This window comes from Methylobacterium sp. Leaf399 (genome assembly GCF_001424525.1).
In the GTDB taxonomy this organism is placed as follows: domain Bacteria; phylum Pseudomonadota; class Alphaproteobacteria; order Rhizobiales; family Beijerinckiaceae; genus Methylobacterium.
This window is the reverse complement of sequence record NZ_LMQK01000012.1, coordinates 298,640-313,756: the sequence shown is the minus strand read 5'-3', so window position 1 is coordinate 313,756 and position 15,117 is coordinate 298,640. Positions and strand designations below refer to the sequence as shown.

The 15,117-nt window shown below is 70.5% G+C and carries 15 protein-coding genes; 2 read left to right on the top strand and 13 right to left on the bottom strand.

The window, feature by feature from the left end; all coding sequences use genetic code 11:
- Positions 1-259: 259 nt before the first annotated feature.
- The 9 genes from ASG40_RS09530 to tpiA form a co-directional block, all read right to left on the bottom strand.
- Positions 260-634 carry a hypothetical protein gene (locus tag ASG40_RS09530; protein WP_055884176.1) on the bottom strand — a complete coding sequence of 125 codons (375 nt, stop codon included), beginning with the start codon at positions 632-634 and terminating at the stop codon, positions 260-262.
- The gene (locus tag ASG40_RS09525) at positions 631-2,187 is read right to left on the bottom strand and encodes a S10 family peptidase (RefSeq protein WP_055884173.1); all 1,557 of its coding nucleotides are present in this window, start codon (positions 2,185-2,187) and stop codon (positions 631-633) included. The genes ASG40_RS09530 and ASG40_RS09525 overlap by 4 nt, the downstream gene beginning before the upstream one ends.
- A gap of 56 nt (positions 2,188-2,243) precedes the next feature.
- On the bottom strand, positions 2,244-2,696 hold the full coding sequence (locus tag ASG40_RS09520; protein WP_055884170.1) for a DNA polymerase III subunit chi: 453 nt from the start codon (positions 2,694-2,696) through the stop codon (positions 2,244-2,246).
- 51 nt (positions 2,697-2,747) lie between these two features.
- The gene (locus ASG40_RS09515) at positions 2,748-3,917 is read right to left on the bottom strand and encodes a glutathionylspermidine synthase family protein (protein WP_055884166.1); all 1,170 of its coding nucleotides are present in this window, start codon (positions 3,915-3,917) and stop codon (positions 2,748-2,750) included.
- Positions 3,917-4,522: a DUF1190 domain-containing protein gene (locus ASG40_RS09510; RefSeq protein ID WP_055884723.1), complete on the bottom strand. Its 606-nt coding sequence runs from the start codon at positions 4,520-4,522 to the stop codon at positions 3,917-3,919. Before ASG40_RS09510 ends, ASG40_RS09515 begins: the two co-directional genes overlap by 1 nt.
- Before the next feature lie 105 nt (positions 4,523-4,627).
- Positions 4,628-5,026 (bottom strand): DUF350 domain-containing protein, encoded by a 399-nt coding sequence (locus ASG40_RS09505; RefSeq protein ID WP_055884163.1) that lies wholly within the window; start codon positions 5,024-5,026, stop codon positions 4,628-4,630.
- Between the two features lie 63 nt (positions 5,027-5,089).
- Positions 5,090-6,718 carry a CTP synthase gene (locus tag ASG40_RS09500; protein ID WP_055884160.1) on the bottom strand — a complete coding sequence of 543 codons (1,629 nt, stop codon included), beginning with the start codon at positions 6,716-6,718 and terminating at the stop codon, positions 5,090-5,092.
- A 331-nt stretch (positions 6,719-7,049) separates the two neighbouring features.
- On the bottom strand, positions 7,050-7,478 hold the full coding sequence (secG, locus tag ASG40_RS09495; protein WP_055884156.1) for a preprotein translocase subunit SecG: 429 nt from the start codon (positions 7,476-7,478) through the stop codon (positions 7,050-7,052).
- A gap of 143 nt (positions 7,479-7,621) precedes the next feature.
- Positions 7,622-8,383, bottom strand: a complete 762-nt coding sequence (gene tpiA / locus ASG40_RS09490) for a triose-phosphate isomerase (RefSeq protein WP_055884153.1) — start codon at positions 8,381-8,383, stop codon at positions 7,622-7,624.
- Between the two features lie 254 nt (positions 8,384-8,637).
- On the opposite strand from tpiA, the gene ASG40_RS09485 reads away from it, so the two are divergent.
- Together ASG40_RS09485 and trpE are read left to right on the top strand one after the other, a co-directional pair.
- Positions 8,638-10,539: a peptidylprolyl isomerase gene (locus ASG40_RS09485; protein WP_055884150.1), complete on the top strand. Its 1,902-nt coding sequence runs from the start codon at positions 8,638-8,640 to the stop codon at positions 10,537-10,539.
- 13 nt (positions 10,540-10,552) lie between these two features.
- Positions 10,553-12,082 (top strand): anthranilate synthase component I, encoded by a 1,530-nt coding sequence (trpE, locus tag ASG40_RS09480; RefSeq protein WP_443136600.1) that lies wholly within the window; start codon positions 10,553-10,555, stop codon positions 12,080-12,082.
- A gap of 27 nt (positions 12,083-12,109) precedes the next feature.
- On the opposite strand, the gene ASG40_RS09475 is transcribed toward trpE, so the two are convergent.
- The 4 genes from ASG40_RS09475 to ASG40_RS09460 form a co-directional block, all read right to left on the bottom strand.
- On the bottom strand, positions 12,110-12,982 hold the full coding sequence (locus ASG40_RS09475) for a CheR family methyltransferase (protein ID WP_055884143.1): 873 nt from the start codon (positions 12,980-12,982) through the stop codon (positions 12,110-12,112).
- A complete protein-coding gene (locus ASG40_RS09470) occupies positions 12,979-14,151 on the bottom strand; it encodes a protein-glutamate methylesterase/protein-glutamine glutaminase (protein ID WP_055884140.1) in 1,173 nt (390 codons plus the stop codon). Before ASG40_RS09470 ends, ASG40_RS09475 begins: the two co-directional genes overlap by 4 nt.
- Before the next feature lie 62 nt (positions 14,152-14,213).
- Positions 14,214-14,597 carry a response regulator gene (locus tag ASG40_RS09465; RefSeq protein ID WP_055884137.1) on the bottom strand — a complete coding sequence of 128 codons (384 nt, stop codon included), beginning with the start codon at positions 14,595-14,597 and terminating at the stop codon, positions 14,214-14,216.
- A 23-nt stretch (positions 14,598-14,620) separates the two neighbouring features.
- Positions 14,621-15,112 (bottom strand): chemotaxis protein CheW, encoded by a 492-nt coding sequence (locus ASG40_RS09460; RefSeq protein WP_055884719.1) that lies wholly within the window; start codon positions 15,110-15,112, stop codon positions 14,621-14,623.
- Positions 15,113-15,117 lie beyond the last annotated feature (5 nt).

Below are 15,117 nucleotides of genomic sequence, written 5' to 3'. Positions count from 1 at the left end.
TCGATGGTCGAACGGGCCGTCGTGTCCCAGGGGTGTCACCGACGCACTGAGATTTCTGAATCGTCTTCCGAATACATGTGTCGAACGAAAATCGATTGCGTTCGGTAGACACTCGTCGACCTACAACTCGAAATGATTCGGATTGGACATAACGCTTGTTAAGGCTACCGCATCTGCCAACGACCCCACGGGGGCGATGGGGACGCTGCGATGCCGGCGTACCCGACGCCCATCCACCCGGTAGGGGATCGACGAGCGATCATGATTTCACGATGCGGTCGAGGCGGGCGTTCACGAAGAAATACAGCTCCTTTGCACCGGGCTCGGCATAGAGCACCTGAACTTCGCGGCCGGCGCGGCCGGCACCCACGAGAACATCGGTGGGCGGCCGGCCCTTGAGACGCACGAGGTCGCACTCGCCGATCCCCGGCTCGATCGCCGTGGCGACGACCGGGCCGGCCTCGGAACAACTGCCGTCCGGGCGCAGCACGGGTCCCGGGAACACCGCTGCTGCGGGGGCCGGCGCCGGAGGGGCTGCGGCCTCGACCGCTTCGGCGGGTCGCCTGTCGGACCCGACGCAGCCCGTCACGGCTACGGCGAGCAACACGGCCAGAACGGAACGAACCGGTCTCATCGGCCTGCCTCACCCTCGCCGGTCCCGGATCGGGCACGGATGGCGGCGGAATAGAGATCGGCGGCATCGCGATGGAACGCGGCGCGGGAATCGGGGCGCGAATAGAACATGTGGCCGCCGGGATAGACCGAGAGGCCGAGGCGGCCGCCGCCGAGCGGCGGCATCTGGTCGATCAGGAGCTTGGAGGTGAAATAAGGCGTCACGAGATCCGTGAAGCCGTGGACGACGAGGACGCGCAGACGTCCGTCGAGCGCCATCACGCCGCGCAGGGTGCTCAGGGATTCGGGCGCACTGCGGCCCGATCCCCAGGTCCAGCCGCGGTTGACCGCGTTGTTGAGGAGTTCGTAGCGCAGGTCCGGCACCCGGTAGCCGAGGCGCGTCGCATAAAGGTCCAGCATCGCGGTGGTGAGGGGGGCCTGCATTCCGGTGAGCAGGGGGTCCTCGAAGCCGGAGACCGCGGCGGTCGGGTCGGGGTCCCAGCCGGTGACGCCGGTGTCGTAGGCGCTGGCGACCCGGCCTTCGTCGCGGCCGATCTCGCGCTGGACGCTCGCGCCGGACAACCGTCCCGCCTGGCGGCGCACGAACGTGGGATCGAGCCCCGTGAGGGCGCCGACCCTGTCGCCGAGACGGGCGACGGCTTGGCTGTCGCCCGGCCCCTTGAGGAGGTCGGCGATATAGGGGCCGGTGGCATAGGCCTCGGCCTCGGCGAGGGCGGCCCGGCTCGGCGTCCGGCCCGCCCGTTCCATCGCGGCGGCGGCCAGCGAAGGCAGCTTGGTCACGTGGCCCCAGGGCGTGGTGCGCGGCGCCTGCAGCCAGGCGAAATCGAACACCGGCGACACGAGGACGAGGCCGGACAGGCCGATGCCGATCTCCTCCTGGAGCTTGGCGGCGATCAAGGGCCCGCGAAAGCCGCCGTAGCTCTCCCCGAGGAAGAACTTCGCGGAGGCGACACGGTCGTTGACCCGCAGGTAGCGGGCGATGGCCGCGGCGAGCACCGAGGCGTCCGAATCCACGCTCCAGTAGCGCTTGGCGTCGCCGTCGGCGGCGCGGCTGTAGCCGGTCCCGACCGGGTCGATGAAGACGAGGTCGGTGAAGTCGAGCCAGGTGCCATCGTTGGCCACGAGGTCCACCGGCATCGACGGGCTGATGCTGGCGCCCTCGAGCGGCAGCCGCCAGGGGCCGACCGCACCGATGTTGAGATAGGCGGAGGCAGCGCCGGGGCCGCCGTTGACCGCGAAGGTGATCGGACGGGCGGGCTCGCCTTCCCTCGGCGCCTGCACGTAGGCGATGAAGGCGATCTCCGCCTGGAGCTTGCCGGCCTCGTCCATCAGCGGCAGGCTGCCGGCGGTGGCCTTGAAGGCCAGCGAGCGCCCGTCCGGCAGGGTGACGGTGTGGTCGGTGGTCACGTTGGCCGGGAGCTTGCGACCCTCGACGGGCCTGGCCTCCGGGCCTTTCCGGGCCTCCTGGGCCGGGGAGCCGTGCGGATTGGCCTGCGCCATCGCCGGGAGCGGAGCCGCGAGGAGGGCCGTCAGGACGGGGATGATGCGGTGCATGCGAGTGTCCCGGCCGCCTCGGCGGCATCCATCGGTGAGGTGCGGTCGTGGGCCGATCACGCCTTCTTCTGCCAGCGGCCGTCGTCGTCCTGCTGCCAATAGGCGAGGGCGTGGCCCGCCTCCTTGGCCTGCTTCCACTGCGCCCGGGCGAGCAGCAGCGACTCCTGGTCGGTGCCGTCGAACAGGATGCAGAGGCGCTCGTAGCCCTGCGCGTCGGCCGGGAGCGGCGATCCCTCCACGAGGAAGCGGATCGCGGCGGCGTTGGGGTTGGCCTCCGCCAGCGTCAGGACCACTGGCAGGCCGGCGGCATCCGGCTCGCGGTCGGTGCCGTGGGGCAGGAAGCTGTCGTCTGTGTAGGTCCAGAGCTGATCGTCGAGCGCCTGCAGGCGCTCTTCGGACGAGGCCTGGATCACCACTCGCCAGTCGCGCGCCAGGGAGCGCTCGACGAGGCTGGGCAGCACCTTCTCCAGGGGCTGGCGCTGCAGATGGTAGAACAGGATCTCGGTCACGCCCCGACATATAGGGCCGCCGATGCCTTTGACAGCGCGGCGGCGGATCGATCACGGCGCCTCGATGAGATGGGGCACGAACACGGCTGCGTCCGTGGTGACCGGGCCTTCGGCCTCGCGGATGCAGAGACCCGCGGCGGCATCCCCGACGATCCATGAGCCGACGAGGGCGTGGCGGCCGTCGAAGGCGGGCATCGGGGCCAGGGCCTGGCGGATGAACCGCGCCCGGTCGTAGGGACCGGGCAGGTCGGCGAGCACGCGTCCGTCCCGCACCATCCGCACGTTCGCGCCTTCGCGCGAGTGCAGCGGTTTCCTCACGTAGGCCCCGCCGAGACACGCCGCCTGCGGATCGTCCTCGAAATAGGCCGCCAGCAGGTTGGGATGACCGGGCTCCATCGCGTGGAGATGGACGAGGGCGCCCTTGTTCGAGAGGACCGCTTTCCAGGGCGGTTCGAGGAAACGGGTGGGCGTGTCGCGCAATGCGCCACCGAAGGCGTCGGCGAAGGCCCATTCCCACGGATAGAGCTTGAACAGCGTCGCGATCGGCGCATGTGCCGGATCGATGAAGCGGCCATCGCCGGACAGGCCGATCTCGGCGAGGTCGAGGAAGCGGGTGGCGAGCCCCGCCTGGCGGGCGCAATCCTCGAGGTAGGCGACGGTGCCGCGGTCCTCCGGCGCGTCGGCATAGGCGGTCAGGCACAGGGTGCCGTCGCCGGGCATGCGCCGGAAGCGATCGATCAGGTGTTCATGGACCGCGTTGAACTGGTCCGATCCCGGCGGCAGCCGCCCGGTGGCCAGCATCTCCTCGAGCCAGAGCCACTGGAACACGCCGGTCTCGTAGAGGGCGGTGGGCGTATCGGCGTTGTACTCCAGCAACTTGGCCGGTCCGGTCCCGGCGCCGCCATAGGCCAGGTCGAGGCGGCCGTAGAGGGAGGGGTCTCCCCGCCGCCAGCTGTCGCGGACCGCATCCCAGGCGTGTTCGGGAATCGCGAGGGAGGCGAGGATGCGCTCGTCCTCGACCGCCCTGGCGACGAAGGCGAGGCAGAGGGCGTGGAGTTCGGCACTGGGGCCTTCGATGTCGCGCTCGATCTCCGCCAGCGTGAAGGCATAGGCATGGCTCTCGTCCCAATAGGGCGCGCCGTCGATCGTGTGGAAGGTGAAGCCGTGGGCGCGGGCGGTCCCGCGCCAGTCCGGCCGTTCGCCGACGGCGAGGCGGAGCATCAGCCGCCGCCGTGGCCGGACGAGCCGTGCGAGGAGAAGCCGCGCCCGGTCCGGCCGAACCCGCCGAACGAGGCCTGCCGCACCGCCGACGAGGCGACGCGGGCGCTCGACGACGTGCCGCCGCTGGCGGTGACGACCCGCCCGCCCCAGCTCGTGCAATAGCCGCCGTGCCCGGCATGGGCATGGGCGGCCTGTTCCGGCCGGTGGTGGTAGATCGGCTGGGGGGTAAGGGCCTGATCGGGTCGGCGCCCGAGCAGATAGCCGGCCAGCATCGGCACGAAGCGGCCGGTGGCGCTGGCGGCCACGACGGCGCCGGTGAGGCAATGGGCCGGACCGTGATGGGCCTCGCAATCGGGCAGCGACCCGTAGCGCGGCGCCGCCTCCGGATAGGCCTGCCGCGCGATGGCGTAGTCGCGTCGGCAATCCGCCTCGGTACGGATGGCGGCCGACACGCAGGCGTCGGGGCCGGGATAGACGAGCACATCCTCCTCGCGCTGCGTCGGATCGACCTGACCGAGCACGAGGGCCGTGGTTCCCGCTCCGGCCACCAGGGCCAGGGAGACGGTCGCGGAGCGCTTCCGGTGCTTCGAGAACGGCGGTGTCATCGACGGTCGGACCTCGGCGGACGGGTCCGTCTCCCCCACGGCCGGATGCCGCATGGGAGAGGAGCATAGGCGGTTCCGGCCCGGTGAAAAGCCGGGTCTCCCACGTCAGTAGGTCATCGCGGCCGCATCGACGATTCCGCCGGCGACCGAGGCCGACGCCAGGAACGTGGCGGCGGCGACCTCACCGGCCTCGATCCGCCGCGACAGGTCGGGCAGCACCAGGCGCACCAGACCGTAGACCGAGAGCTGGACCACCAGGGCGACGAGGCCCCAGATCACGCAGTCGAGGATGGATTGCGCGTTGAAGATCGAGACCGAGAGCGGAATGGTGTAGCCGACCAGGCTACCGCCCAGGGCGATGGCGGCGGCGAGGTTGTTCTCGCGGATCAGCGCGATCTCGCGGTGGGCCGTGGCGGTGAGATAGACGCCGAGATAGAGCGCCACCAGCCCGAGCGCGGTGGCGGCGTAGGCGCAAAAGGCCGGCAGGCCGGAAATCGAGACCATCACGGGCTCCTCGTCCGCAGGGTCGACGGCGGATGCTCGGTGGGAGCGATCCAAGCGCCCGCATCACACGAGCCGGCTCTGCTCCATCGCCGCGCCGATGAAGCTGCGGAACAGCGGATGCGGCTCGAACGGGCGCGACTTCAGTTCCGGATGGAACTGCACGCCGATGAACCACGGATGGCCGACGTGCTCCACCGTCTCCGGCAGTAGGCCGTCCGGCGACAGGCCGGAAAAGCGCAGGCCCCTGGCCTCCAGGCACTCGCGATAGGCCATGTTGACCTCGTAGCGATGGCGGTGGCGCTCGGAGATCTCGGTGGTGCCGTAGATCTCGGCGATCTTCGTGTCGGCGTGGAGCGTCGCCTTGTAGGCACCGAGCCGCATGGTGCCGCCGAGGTCGCCCTCCGCCGCGCGCCGCTCCAGCTCGTTCCCGCGCAGCCACTCGGTGAGGAGGCCGACCACCGGCTCGGCGGTCTCGCCGAACTCGCTGGAATTGGCGTCCGGCACCCCGGCCAGCGAGCGGGCCGCCTCGATCACGGCCATCTGCATGCCGAAGCAGATGCCGAAATACGGGATCTTGCGCTCGCGCGCGAAGCGGGCCGCGCGGATCTTGCCCTCGGCGCCGCGCTGGCCGAAGCCGCCGGGCACGAGGATGCCGTTGATGCCCTCGAGGAACGGGGCCGGGTCCTCGCGCTCGAACACCTCGGACTCGATCCATTCGAGGTTGACCTTCACCCGGTTGGCGATGCCGCCGTGGGTGAGTGCCTCGGTCAGCGACTTGTAGGCGTCCTTGAGGCCCGTGTACTTGCCGACGATGGCGATGTTCACCTCACCCTCGGGGTTGCGCACCCGCTCCGAGATCGTCGTCCAGCGCGTCAGGTCCGGCTCGACCTCCGGCGCGATGTCGAAATGCGCCAGCACCTCGCGGTCGAGGCCGGCCTCGCGGTAGGACAGCGGCACGTCGTAGATCGAGGCCACGTCCCGGGCCTCGATGACGGCGGTCTCGCGGACGTTGCAGAACAGCCCGAGCTTGCGCCGTTCCTCCACGGGAATCGGACGGTCGCAGCGGCAGAGCAGGATGTCGGGCTGGATGCCGATGGAGCGCAGCTCCTTGACCGAATGCTGCGTCGGCTTGGTCTTCAGCTCGCCGGCGGACGGGATGTAGGGCAGGAGCGTCAGGTGCACGAAGGCGGTGGTGCCGCGCGGCAGCTCCTGGCCGAGCTGACGGATCGCCTCGAAGAACGGCAGGCCCTCGATGTCGCCCACCGTGCCGCCGATCTCGACGAGCACGAAGTCGAAGGCGTCGTTGCCGTCGAGCACGAACGCCTTGATGGCATTGGTGACGTGCGGGATCACCTGGATGGTGGCGCCGAGGTAGTCGCCGCGCCGCTCCTTGGTGATGATGTCGAGGTAGATCCGGCCGGTGGTGATGTTGTCGGCCTTGGTGGCCGGCAGACCGGTGAAGCGCTCGTAATGGCCGAGGTCGAGATCGGTCTCGGCGCCGTCGTCGGTCACGAAGACCTCGCCGTGCTGGGTCGGGCTCATCGTGCCCGGATCGACGTTCAGATAGGGGTCGAGCTTGCGCAGGCGGACCTTGTAGCCGCGCGCCTGGAGCAGGGCCGCGAGGGCGGCCGAACCGAGACCCTTGCCGAGCGAGGAGACCACGCCGCCGGTGATGAAAACGTACCGCGTCATGGGCTTTGGTCCATAAACAAGGGAGGTCGATTCGCCAAACGGCAACGCGACAAAGCCGTGGACGGTCCTTGGCAGAACCGTCCCACGGGTCCGGGCCGCATCGATCGCCGGCTCAGGGCGGGTCTGGAGGGACCCGTCGCAAACGCGACGACCCGATCATCGCTGACCGGGCCGTCGATGGCAGGCGGCAGGCGAACGATCGTCCGCCGCGAGGTCCGTCGTCGCGGCCTAAGCAGGGGCACGTCGGCGAACCGACGCTTCACCCTGCTCGGGTCTTTGGCGTGTCGGCGTGTCGTGACGCCAAACCGGTGACCGCTCTTGCGAACCGTGCTCAGCGCGACTGGGGTGCGTCCGGGGTCGAGGGCTGTGCCGGAACCGGAACGGGCGCGGCGGGCTGGCCCGGCGTCGCGGGGGCGGCGGGCACGCCCTGACCCTGGCGCAGGGTGTCGAGCAGATTGTCGGCGTTGGGCTGGGCGGGCTGCGTGGCGGAGCCGGCACCCTCGATGATCGAACGGGGCGCGGCGGCACGATGCGACATCACCGCCAGGGTCATGCTGGTGGTGAAGAACAGGGCCGCCAGGATGGCCGTGGCGCGGGTCAGCGCATTGGCCTGGCCGCGGCCGGTCATGAAGCCGGAGACGCCGCCGCCACCGCTGCCGCCACCGCCGAGCCCGAGCCCGCCTTCGGACCGCTGCAGCAGCACCACGACGATCAGGCCGAGGACGACGATGAGGTGGATCGAGATCAGGACGGTCTGCATGTCGCTTTACGAAGGTCCGAGGCTCCGCCCGGCGGGGCGACCCAATGGTCGCCGCATCGATGCGGTGCGTCTGCGAAAGAACGCGCTCGTACACGAGATCGGGATGGGCGCCAAATCCCGCAAGGGAGACGGGTCCGGCCAGGTCAGGCGCAGGCCGAGACGATCCCCAGGAAGTCCTCGGCCACCAGGCTGGCGCCGCCGACCAGTGCCCCGTCGACGTTGTCGACCGCCATCAGCTCGCGGGCGTTGCCCGGCTTGACCGAGCCGCCGTAGAGAATGCGGACGTTCTGGGCCTCGGCGCCGATGAGCTGGCCGAGCATCTCGCGCAAGGATGCATGCACCTCGGCGATGTCGCGCGGCGTCGGGGTGAGGCCGGTGCCGATCGCCCAGACCGGCTCGTAGGCGATCACGGTGTCGCGGCCGGTGGCACCCTTGGGCACGCCGATGGCGAGCTGGGCCCGCACGATGTCGAGCGCCCGGCCCTCCTCGCGCTCCTCTTGCGTCTCGCCGACGCAGATGATGCCGCATAGCCCTGCGCGACGAGCGCCCAGCGCCTTGGCGTGGACGCCGTCGTCGGTCTCGTGGTGGTAGGCCCGGCGTTCGGAGTGGCCGACGATGACGTAGCGGGCACCGAGGTCGGCCAGCATCTCCGCCGAGATCGAGCCCGTGAAGGCGCCGCTGGCCTTGGCGTGAAGGTTCTGTCCGCCGATGGCGACGGGCGAATCGTAGGTCGCCGCGACGCAGGAGGCGATCAGGGTGGAGGGCGGGCAGATCAGCACGTCGACACGCTCGCGCATCTGCGGAGTCAGACCGTCACGCACCGCCTCGACGATGGCGACCGACTTGCGCAGGCCGTTCATCTTCCAATTGCCGGCAACCAGCGGACGCCGCACCCGACCCGTCATTCTGTCCCTCATGCCTCGATCTGCCGTCGTATCGGGCGGTCGCCCGCCGCGGCGCGGGCCTAACAGAGCCCTATCGGTGGCGCAAACCGCGCGGCTCCCCGGATTCCGCTTCGTCTTTGCGGATGGCGACCGGATCGGCTATCGGCAGACGCACCACGATGCCTCCCGCGCGACGGAGACGGATCACCCGCGATCCGGTCGGTCGCGCGGGGAGGGCGCAAGAGCACCTTTGGTCACGAGCCGCCGAGCGTTCGATGCTTCAGTCCATACGTACCGCCAGCCGCCATTGGCTCGGCAAGATCGTCCTCGGCGTGATCTTCACCTTCCTGATCGCCGGTATCGCGGTGTTCGGCGTGGAGGAGTTCTTCCGCGGAGGGTCGACGAGCAGCGTCGCGACGGTGGGCAAGACGCCGATCACGGCGGAGGCGGTGCGCAGCGCCTACCAGAACCAGCTCCAGCGCTACCAGAGCCAGATGCAGCGCAGCTTCACGCCGGACCAGGCGCGGGCGCTGGGCATCGACCGGCAGGTGCTGGCACAGCTGATCAGCGAAGCCTCCCTCGACCAGCAGACCCAGCAGCTCGGCCTCGTGGTGCCGGACGCGGCCGTCCTGCGGGCGATCCGCGAGGAGGCCGCGTTCAAAGGCGCCAACGGCAACTTCGATTCGAGCCTGTTCTTCCAGACCCTGCAGCGCGCCGGCATCACCGAGGCGGCCTTCGTGCGCGAGCAGCGCGCCGTCATCGCGCGGCTCCAGCTCGCCGAGGCGGTGGCCGCCGACCTGCACGTGCCCGTGGCGATGCGCGAGGCGGTCCACCGCTATTCCAGCGAGCGGCGCTCGGCCGCCTTCATGACGCTGCCGCCCTCCGTGGCCGGCGACGTCCCGGCGGCGAACGAGGACGAGCTCAAGGCCTACTACGAGGAGAACAAGTCCTCGTACCGTGCGCCCGAGACCCGCGCCGTGACGATGCTGATCCTCGATCCGCAGACGATGGCCAAGCCCGACGCCGTAAGCGCCGACGAAGTCGCCAAGCGCTACGAGGCCAACAGAAGCAGCTTCGGCTCGCCCGAAAAGCGCACGATCCAGCAGATCGTCTTCCCCGATGCCGCCGCCGCGGAAGCGGCGCGCAAGCAGATCGAGGCGGGCGAGAAGCCGTTCGAGGCAGTGGCGGCCGAGCGCGGGCTCGACGCCAAGAACCTGTCGCTCGGCACGCTGACGAAGGCGGAGGTCTTCGACAAGGCGGTGGCCGACGCGGCCTTCGCGCTGTCCCTCAACACGGTCAGCGCCCCGGTGCAGGGCCGCTTCGGCAGCGTCCTGCTGCGGGTGAGCGCCATCGTCCCCGAAGACCTGAAGCCGCTGGCCGCGGTCGAGGCCGAGATCCGCAAGGCGATCGCCGCCGAGCGCGCGACCCGGGACATCGACGCCGCGCACGACGCCATCGAGGACCAGCGCGCCAACACCAAGCCGTTGGCCGATATCGCCAAGGACCGCGACATGGCGCTCCTCACCGTCCCGTCGGTGGACGCGCGCGGCGCCGACCCCACGGGCAAGACCGTCGAGGGCATCCCGGACCGCGACACGGTGCTGGCGGCGGTGTTCCGCAGTGACGTCGGCGGCGACACCGAGGCGTTGCGCACCAAGTCCGGCGGCTACGTCTGGTTCGACGTGACCCAGGTCGATCAGGCCCGCGACAAGCCCCTGGCCGACGTCCGCGACGCGGTGGCCGCCGGCTGGCGCAGCGCCGCGGTCGCCAAGCGCCTGGCCGCCAAGGCCAAGGATCTCGTCGCCCGCCTCGACAAGGGCGAGGCCCTTGAGACGCTGGCCGCCGAGACCGGCGTGCAGGCCGAGACGGAAACCGACCTCGTGCGCGGGCAGCCCAAGGGCCAGCTCACCGCCGCCAGCGTCGAGCGCGTCTTCGCGACGCTCCTCGACAAGGCGAGCTCGGCGGAATCGGGTGAGTCGCGCGTGGTGTTCAAGGTCACCGGCGCGACCATGCCGGGCCTGGCGCTGGGCAGCTCCACCGACACCGCCATCGAGAGCCGGTTCCGCACCGTGGTCGCCGACGACGTGCTGAGCCAGTACATCGGCGAGGTCCAGAAGGACGCCGGGGTCACGGTCAACCAGGCCGCCTTCCGGCGCGCCATCGGCGGCGAATACTGAAACCTCAGGACCGATGCCGATGTCCGATCCCTCCGCCGAATCGCAGGTGATGGAGGCCTACGGGGCGGGGCGGGCGAGCCTCGTCAGCCTGACGCTGGTGGCCGACCTCGAAACCCCCGTGGCGGCCTACCTGAAACTCAGGGCCGGCCACGCCGGGCCGGCCTTCCTGCTCGAATCGGTGGAAGGCGGCGCCGTGCGCGGGCGCTATTCGATGATCGGCCTCGATCCCGATCTCGCCTGGCGCTGCCGCGACGGCCGGGCCGAGATCGCGCAAGGGAGCGACCTCACCGCCTTCACGCCCGAGCCCGATCATCCGTTGCAGAGCCTGCGCAGCCTCATCGCCGCCAGTGCCATCGGCGACGAGGCCCGCGACGAAGCGCTTCCACCCATGGCGGCGGGCCTGTTCGGCTACCTCGGCTACGACATGGTCCGGTCGATGGAAGCGCTCGGCGTGCCCAACCCCGACCCCCTCGGCGTGCCGGACGCGATCCTGATCCGGCCGCGCGTGATGGTGGTGTTCGACGCCGTGCGCGACCTCATCACCGTGGTCGCCCCGGTGCGGCCGCGCGAGGGCATCGGCGCCAGGGCCGCCTACGAGACGGCGCTCTCCACCCTCGAGCGCGTGGCGGAGACCCTGGAAGGGCCGCTGCCGGTGGAGGCGCGGATCGATCCTCGCGGGATCGCGGCGCCCGATCCCGTCTCCAACACCACGCCGGACCAGTTCTACGCGATGGTGGCCCGTGCCAAGGAGTACATCGTCGCCGGCGACGTGTTCCAGGTGGTGCTGTCGCAAAGGTTCGAGGCGCCCTTCACCCTGCCGGCCTTCGCGCTCTACCGCTCGCTGCGGCGGACGAACCCGGCCCCGTTCCTGTGCTACCTCGACTTCGAGGCGTTCCAGGTGGTGTGTTCGTCGCCCGAGATCCTGGTGCGGGTGCGCGAGGGCGTCGTCACCATCCGGCCCATCGCCGGGACCCGGCCCCGCGGCGCCACCCCGGCCGAGGACAGGGCGCTGGCCGAGGAACTGCTGGCCGACCCCAAGGAGCGCTCGGAGCACCTGATGCTGCTCGACCTCGGCCGCAACGACGTCGGCCGCGTCTCGACCATCGGCTCTGTGACGGTGACGGATTCGTTCTTCCTCGAATACTACAGCCAGGTCATGCACATCGTCTCGAACGTCGAGGGCAGGTTGGACCCCGCCCACGACCCCTTGAGCGCCCTGGCCGCCGGCTTTCCCGCCGGCACCGTCTCCGGGGCGCCGAAGGTCCGTGCGATGCAAATCATCGACGAGCTGGAAAGCCAGAAGCGCGGGCCCTACGGCGGTTGCATCGGCTACTTCGGCGCGCGCGGCGAGATGGACACTTGCATCGTCCTGCGCACCGCCATCGTGAAGGAAGGCCGCATGCACGTTCAGGCCGGGGCGGGCATCGTCTACGATTCCGACGCCGCGTCCGAGCAGCAGGAATGCGTCAACAAGGCCCGGGCCCTGTTTCGCGCCGCAGAGGACGCGGTGAGGTTCGCGAGCCGGGCGCGCAGGGGGCAGTAGAACCGTCCCCCGCGCCGTCGCCGGCCGTCAGAGGCCCACCACCCGGCGCAATGGCGGCGCGACCGGGGACGCGAGCCGCGCGCCTGCCGCGCGGGCCTGGTTGTAGAGGCCGCGGTGCGTCGGACTCGGCACGAGCCGGTCGGTGAGGCCGATCACGGTCTCGGCGGCGCCGAGCAGCAGGGCCCCGTCAGGCGACAGGCTGGCGCTGAGCCGCCCGAGGACGTCGGCCTTGGTCGGCGCATCGAAGTAGATCAGCACGTTGCGGCAGTAGATGATGTCGAAGGTGCCCAGCGCGTCGAAGGGGTGCAGCAGGTTGAGGGGACGGTAGTCCACCATCTGGCGCAGGCCTTGCGAGATCCGCCACTGCTCGCCGATCTGCTCGAAGTGCTTGAGCAGGAGCTGCACCGGCAGGCCGCGCTGCACCTCGAAGTGGCTGTAGAGCCCGGCCCTGGCCTTCTCCAGCACCTCGGTGGAGATGTCGGTGGCGACGATCTCGACGGTCCAGCCGGCCAGCCGCGGGGCGGCGTCCTGCAGCATCATGGCGATGGAGTACGGCTCCTGGCCGGTGGAGGCCGCCGCGCACCAGATCCGCAGCTTGCGCTGGGCCGCCCGGCGCACGATCGCCTCGGGCAGGAGCACGTCCTTGAACAGGTCGAACGGCGTGCGGTCGCGGAAGAAGAACGTCTCGTTGGTGGTCATCGCCTCGACCACCGCCTTCTCCACGGCCGGGTCTCGGGGCGTCTTCAGCGCGCCGACGAGGTCGTGCAGGGTGGCGAGGTTGAACCGGCGGCAGACCGGGCCCAGGCGGCTCTCGACGAGGTAGCGCTTCTCGGCCGTGAGGGCGAGGCCGGAGCGCGTCTTGAGATAGGCGCGCAGGAAATCGAACTCGACGTCGGTCATGCGCCATGTCCCGTCAGAAGGTTGCGCAGGGCGGCGCCGATGTCGCCCAGAGGCAGGATCGCCTGGGCGAGGCCGGCCTTGGCGATGCTGCCGGGCATGCCCCAGACCGTACTGGTGGCCTCGTCCTGGGCCAGCACCGCGCCGCCGGCCTCCGTGAGCGCCCTGGCGCCCCCGGTGCCGTCCGAGCCCATGCCCGTGAGCACCACCGACAGGGTGGCGGCGCCGTAGATGGCGGCGGCATCCCTGAACAGCACGTCGACCGCGGGCCGGCAGAAGTTCACCACCGGCCCATCGTCGAGGCGGATCGTGACCTCGCCGCGGTTTCCGGCGAGCCCCATGTGGCGCCCGCCGGGCGCAACGTAGATCCGGCCCGGCATCAGGCGTTCGTCGGCCTTGCCCTCCGCCGCCGGAAGGCCGGTGCGGGCGCCGAGGTGCTCGGCGAAGACCGCCGTGAACACCGGTGGCATGTGCTGGACGATGAGGACGGGGAACTGGCGCAGGGTCGCCGCCCCGATCTTCTCCAGCACCTCGCCGACGGCGCGCGGCCCGCCGGTGGAGGCCCCGATGAGCAGGACCTTGGGGGGCACGACCGACCGGGCCTTGGGCCGCAGCAGGACGGGGGCGGCGGGGCGTGCGGACGGGAGAGGTACCCCGGCATTGCCGGCAGTCGCGGGCGACGAGGAATGGGACGGACGGCGCCTGGCCCTGGCGGATCCGAACACCCGGACTCGTTCGATCAGGTCCGTGCGGAACACGTCGGAGGTTGTGACGCCGCGGTTGCTCTCGGGCTTGGCCAGATAATCGACGGCGCCGAGCGCCAGGCAACGCAGGGAAATGTCGGCATTGCGCGTCGTGAGGGTCGACATCATCACGACCTGGAGGCCGGGGCTCTTGGCCAGCAGCAGCGGCAGCGCCTGGGTGCCGTCGAGCTCGGGCATGTCGATGTCGAGGAGGACCACGTCCGGGTCGTGGCGGGACATCGCCTCGACGGCGATCCGACCGTTGGCGGCGGTGGCGACGACGTCGTAGCCGGCCTCGCCGAGCCAGCGGGCGACGAGGCCGCGCACGACGGCGGAATCGTCGGCGATCATCACCCGGATGCGGTGTCCCGCGCCTGCCGCGGTTCCTCCCGGAGTCGGAGCGTGCGACGGGGCGATGGCTGCCAACATGGGATGATACGCTTCACTGACGCGAACACGGAGGGAGGCCGTCGAGCCCGGAGGGACGTGGCTCAGGCAGCGTTGGCCTGCGCCGGGAAACCGACCTGCTCGAGCTTGGCCGAGACGATGTCGCGGTCGAACGGCTTCATGATGTACTCGTCGGCGCCGGCGTGCAGGGCCCGGGCGATCGCGCCGACGTCGTTCTCGGTGGTGCAGAACAGCACCTTGGGAGACCCGCCCGACGGGCTCTGGCGCAGGGCCCGCAGGAAGTCGTAGCCGTCCATCTCCGGCATGTTCCAGTCGAGCAGGATCACGTCCGGCATCGCATCCGAGCATTGGACGAGGGCCTTGGCACCGTCCTCGGCCTCGGCGACCTTGAAGTTCATGCCCTCGAGGATCCGGCGGGCGACCTTCCGGATGACGGCGGAATCGTCGACGATGAGACAGGTTTTCATCGGTTGCGTCCTCGGTTGACCGGTCAGGCGGCGCCGGCGGCGTGACGGGGGGCGCCGAACGCCAGCAGCGCATCGACGTCGAGGATCACGAGAAGGCGTCCGTCGAGGCGGTGGACGCCGAGGGTCAGGTCGCGCCAGCGCGCGTCGAGGTTGATCGGGACCGGCTCGTGCGTGCTCGACCCGAGCTTGAGCACCTCGCCGACCCCGTCGACGACGAGGGCGAAGGTCTCGCCGCCCTGTTCGAGGCCGATGGCCATCTGCTTGGCGTCGCCGACCCGTGCGGGAAGCCCGAGGCGGCGGCGCAGGCACAGGGCCGTGACGACGCGGCCGCGCAGGTTGAGGAGGCCGACGATTTCCGGCGGAGACAGCGGTACGGGGGTCACCCCGGCCGGGATGAACACGTCGTGGACCCGGTCGATCGCCAGGCCGAACATGGTCTCGCCGACGAAGACCGTGACGAAGTCGTTGGTCGCCCCGGCCTCGGCCTGGGTCGTGTTGGTGTTGGCGGCCTGCATCATGG

Coding starts and splice junctions, on each gene's coding strand:
- ASG40_RS09530 (WP_055884176.1), bottom strand. CDS start 634: ATGAGACCGGTTCGTTCCGTTCTGGCCGTGTTGCTCGCCGTAGCCGTG.
- ASG40_RS09525 (WP_055884173.1), bottom strand. CDS start 2,187: ATGCACCGCATCATCCCCGTCCTGACGGCCCTCCTCGCGGCTCCGCTC.
- ASG40_RS09515 (WP_055884166.1), bottom strand. CDS start 3,917: ATGCTCCGCCTCGCCGTCGGCGAACGGCCGGACTGGCGCGGGACCGCC.
- ASG40_RS09510 (WP_055884723.1), bottom strand. CDS start 4,522: ATGACACCGCCGTTCTCGAAGCACCGGAAGCGCTCCGCGACCGTCTCC.
- ASG40_RS09505 (WP_055884163.1), bottom strand. CDS start 5,026: ATGGTCTCGATTTCCGGCCTGCCGGCCTTTTGCGCCTACGCCGCCACC.
- ASG40_RS09500 (WP_055884160.1), bottom strand. CDS start 6,718: ATGACGCGGTACGTTTTCATCACCGGCGGCGTGGTCTCCTCGCTCGGC.
- secG (WP_055884156.1), bottom strand. CDS start 7,478: ATGCAGACCGTCCTGATCTCGATCCACCTCATCGTCGTCCTCGGCCTG.
- tpiA (WP_055884153.1), bottom strand. CDS start 8,383: ATGACGGGTCGGGTGCGGCGTCCGCTGGTTGCCGGCAATTGGAAGATG.
- ASG40_RS09485 (WP_055884150.1), top strand. CDS start 8,638: ATGCTTCAGTCCATACGTACCGCCAGCCGCCATTGGCTCGGCAAGATC.
- trpE (WP_443136600.1), top strand. CDS start 10,553: ATGCCGATGTCCGATCCCTCCGCCGAATCGCAGGTGATGGAGGCCTAC.
- ASG40_RS09475 (WP_055884143.1), bottom strand. CDS start 12,982: ATGACCGACGTCGAGTTCGATTTCCTGCGCGCCTATCTCAAGACGCGC.
- ASG40_RS09470 (WP_055884140.1), bottom strand. CDS start 14,151: ATGTTGGCAGCCATCGCCCCGTCGCACGCTCCGACTCCGGGAGGAACC.
- ASG40_RS09465 (WP_055884137.1), bottom strand. CDS start 14,597: ATGAAAACCTGTCTCATCGTCGACGATTCCGCCGTCATCCGGAAGGTC.
- ASG40_RS09460 (WP_055884719.1), bottom strand. CDS start 15,112: ATGCAGGCCGCCAACACCAACACGACCCAGGCCGAGGCCGGGGCGACC.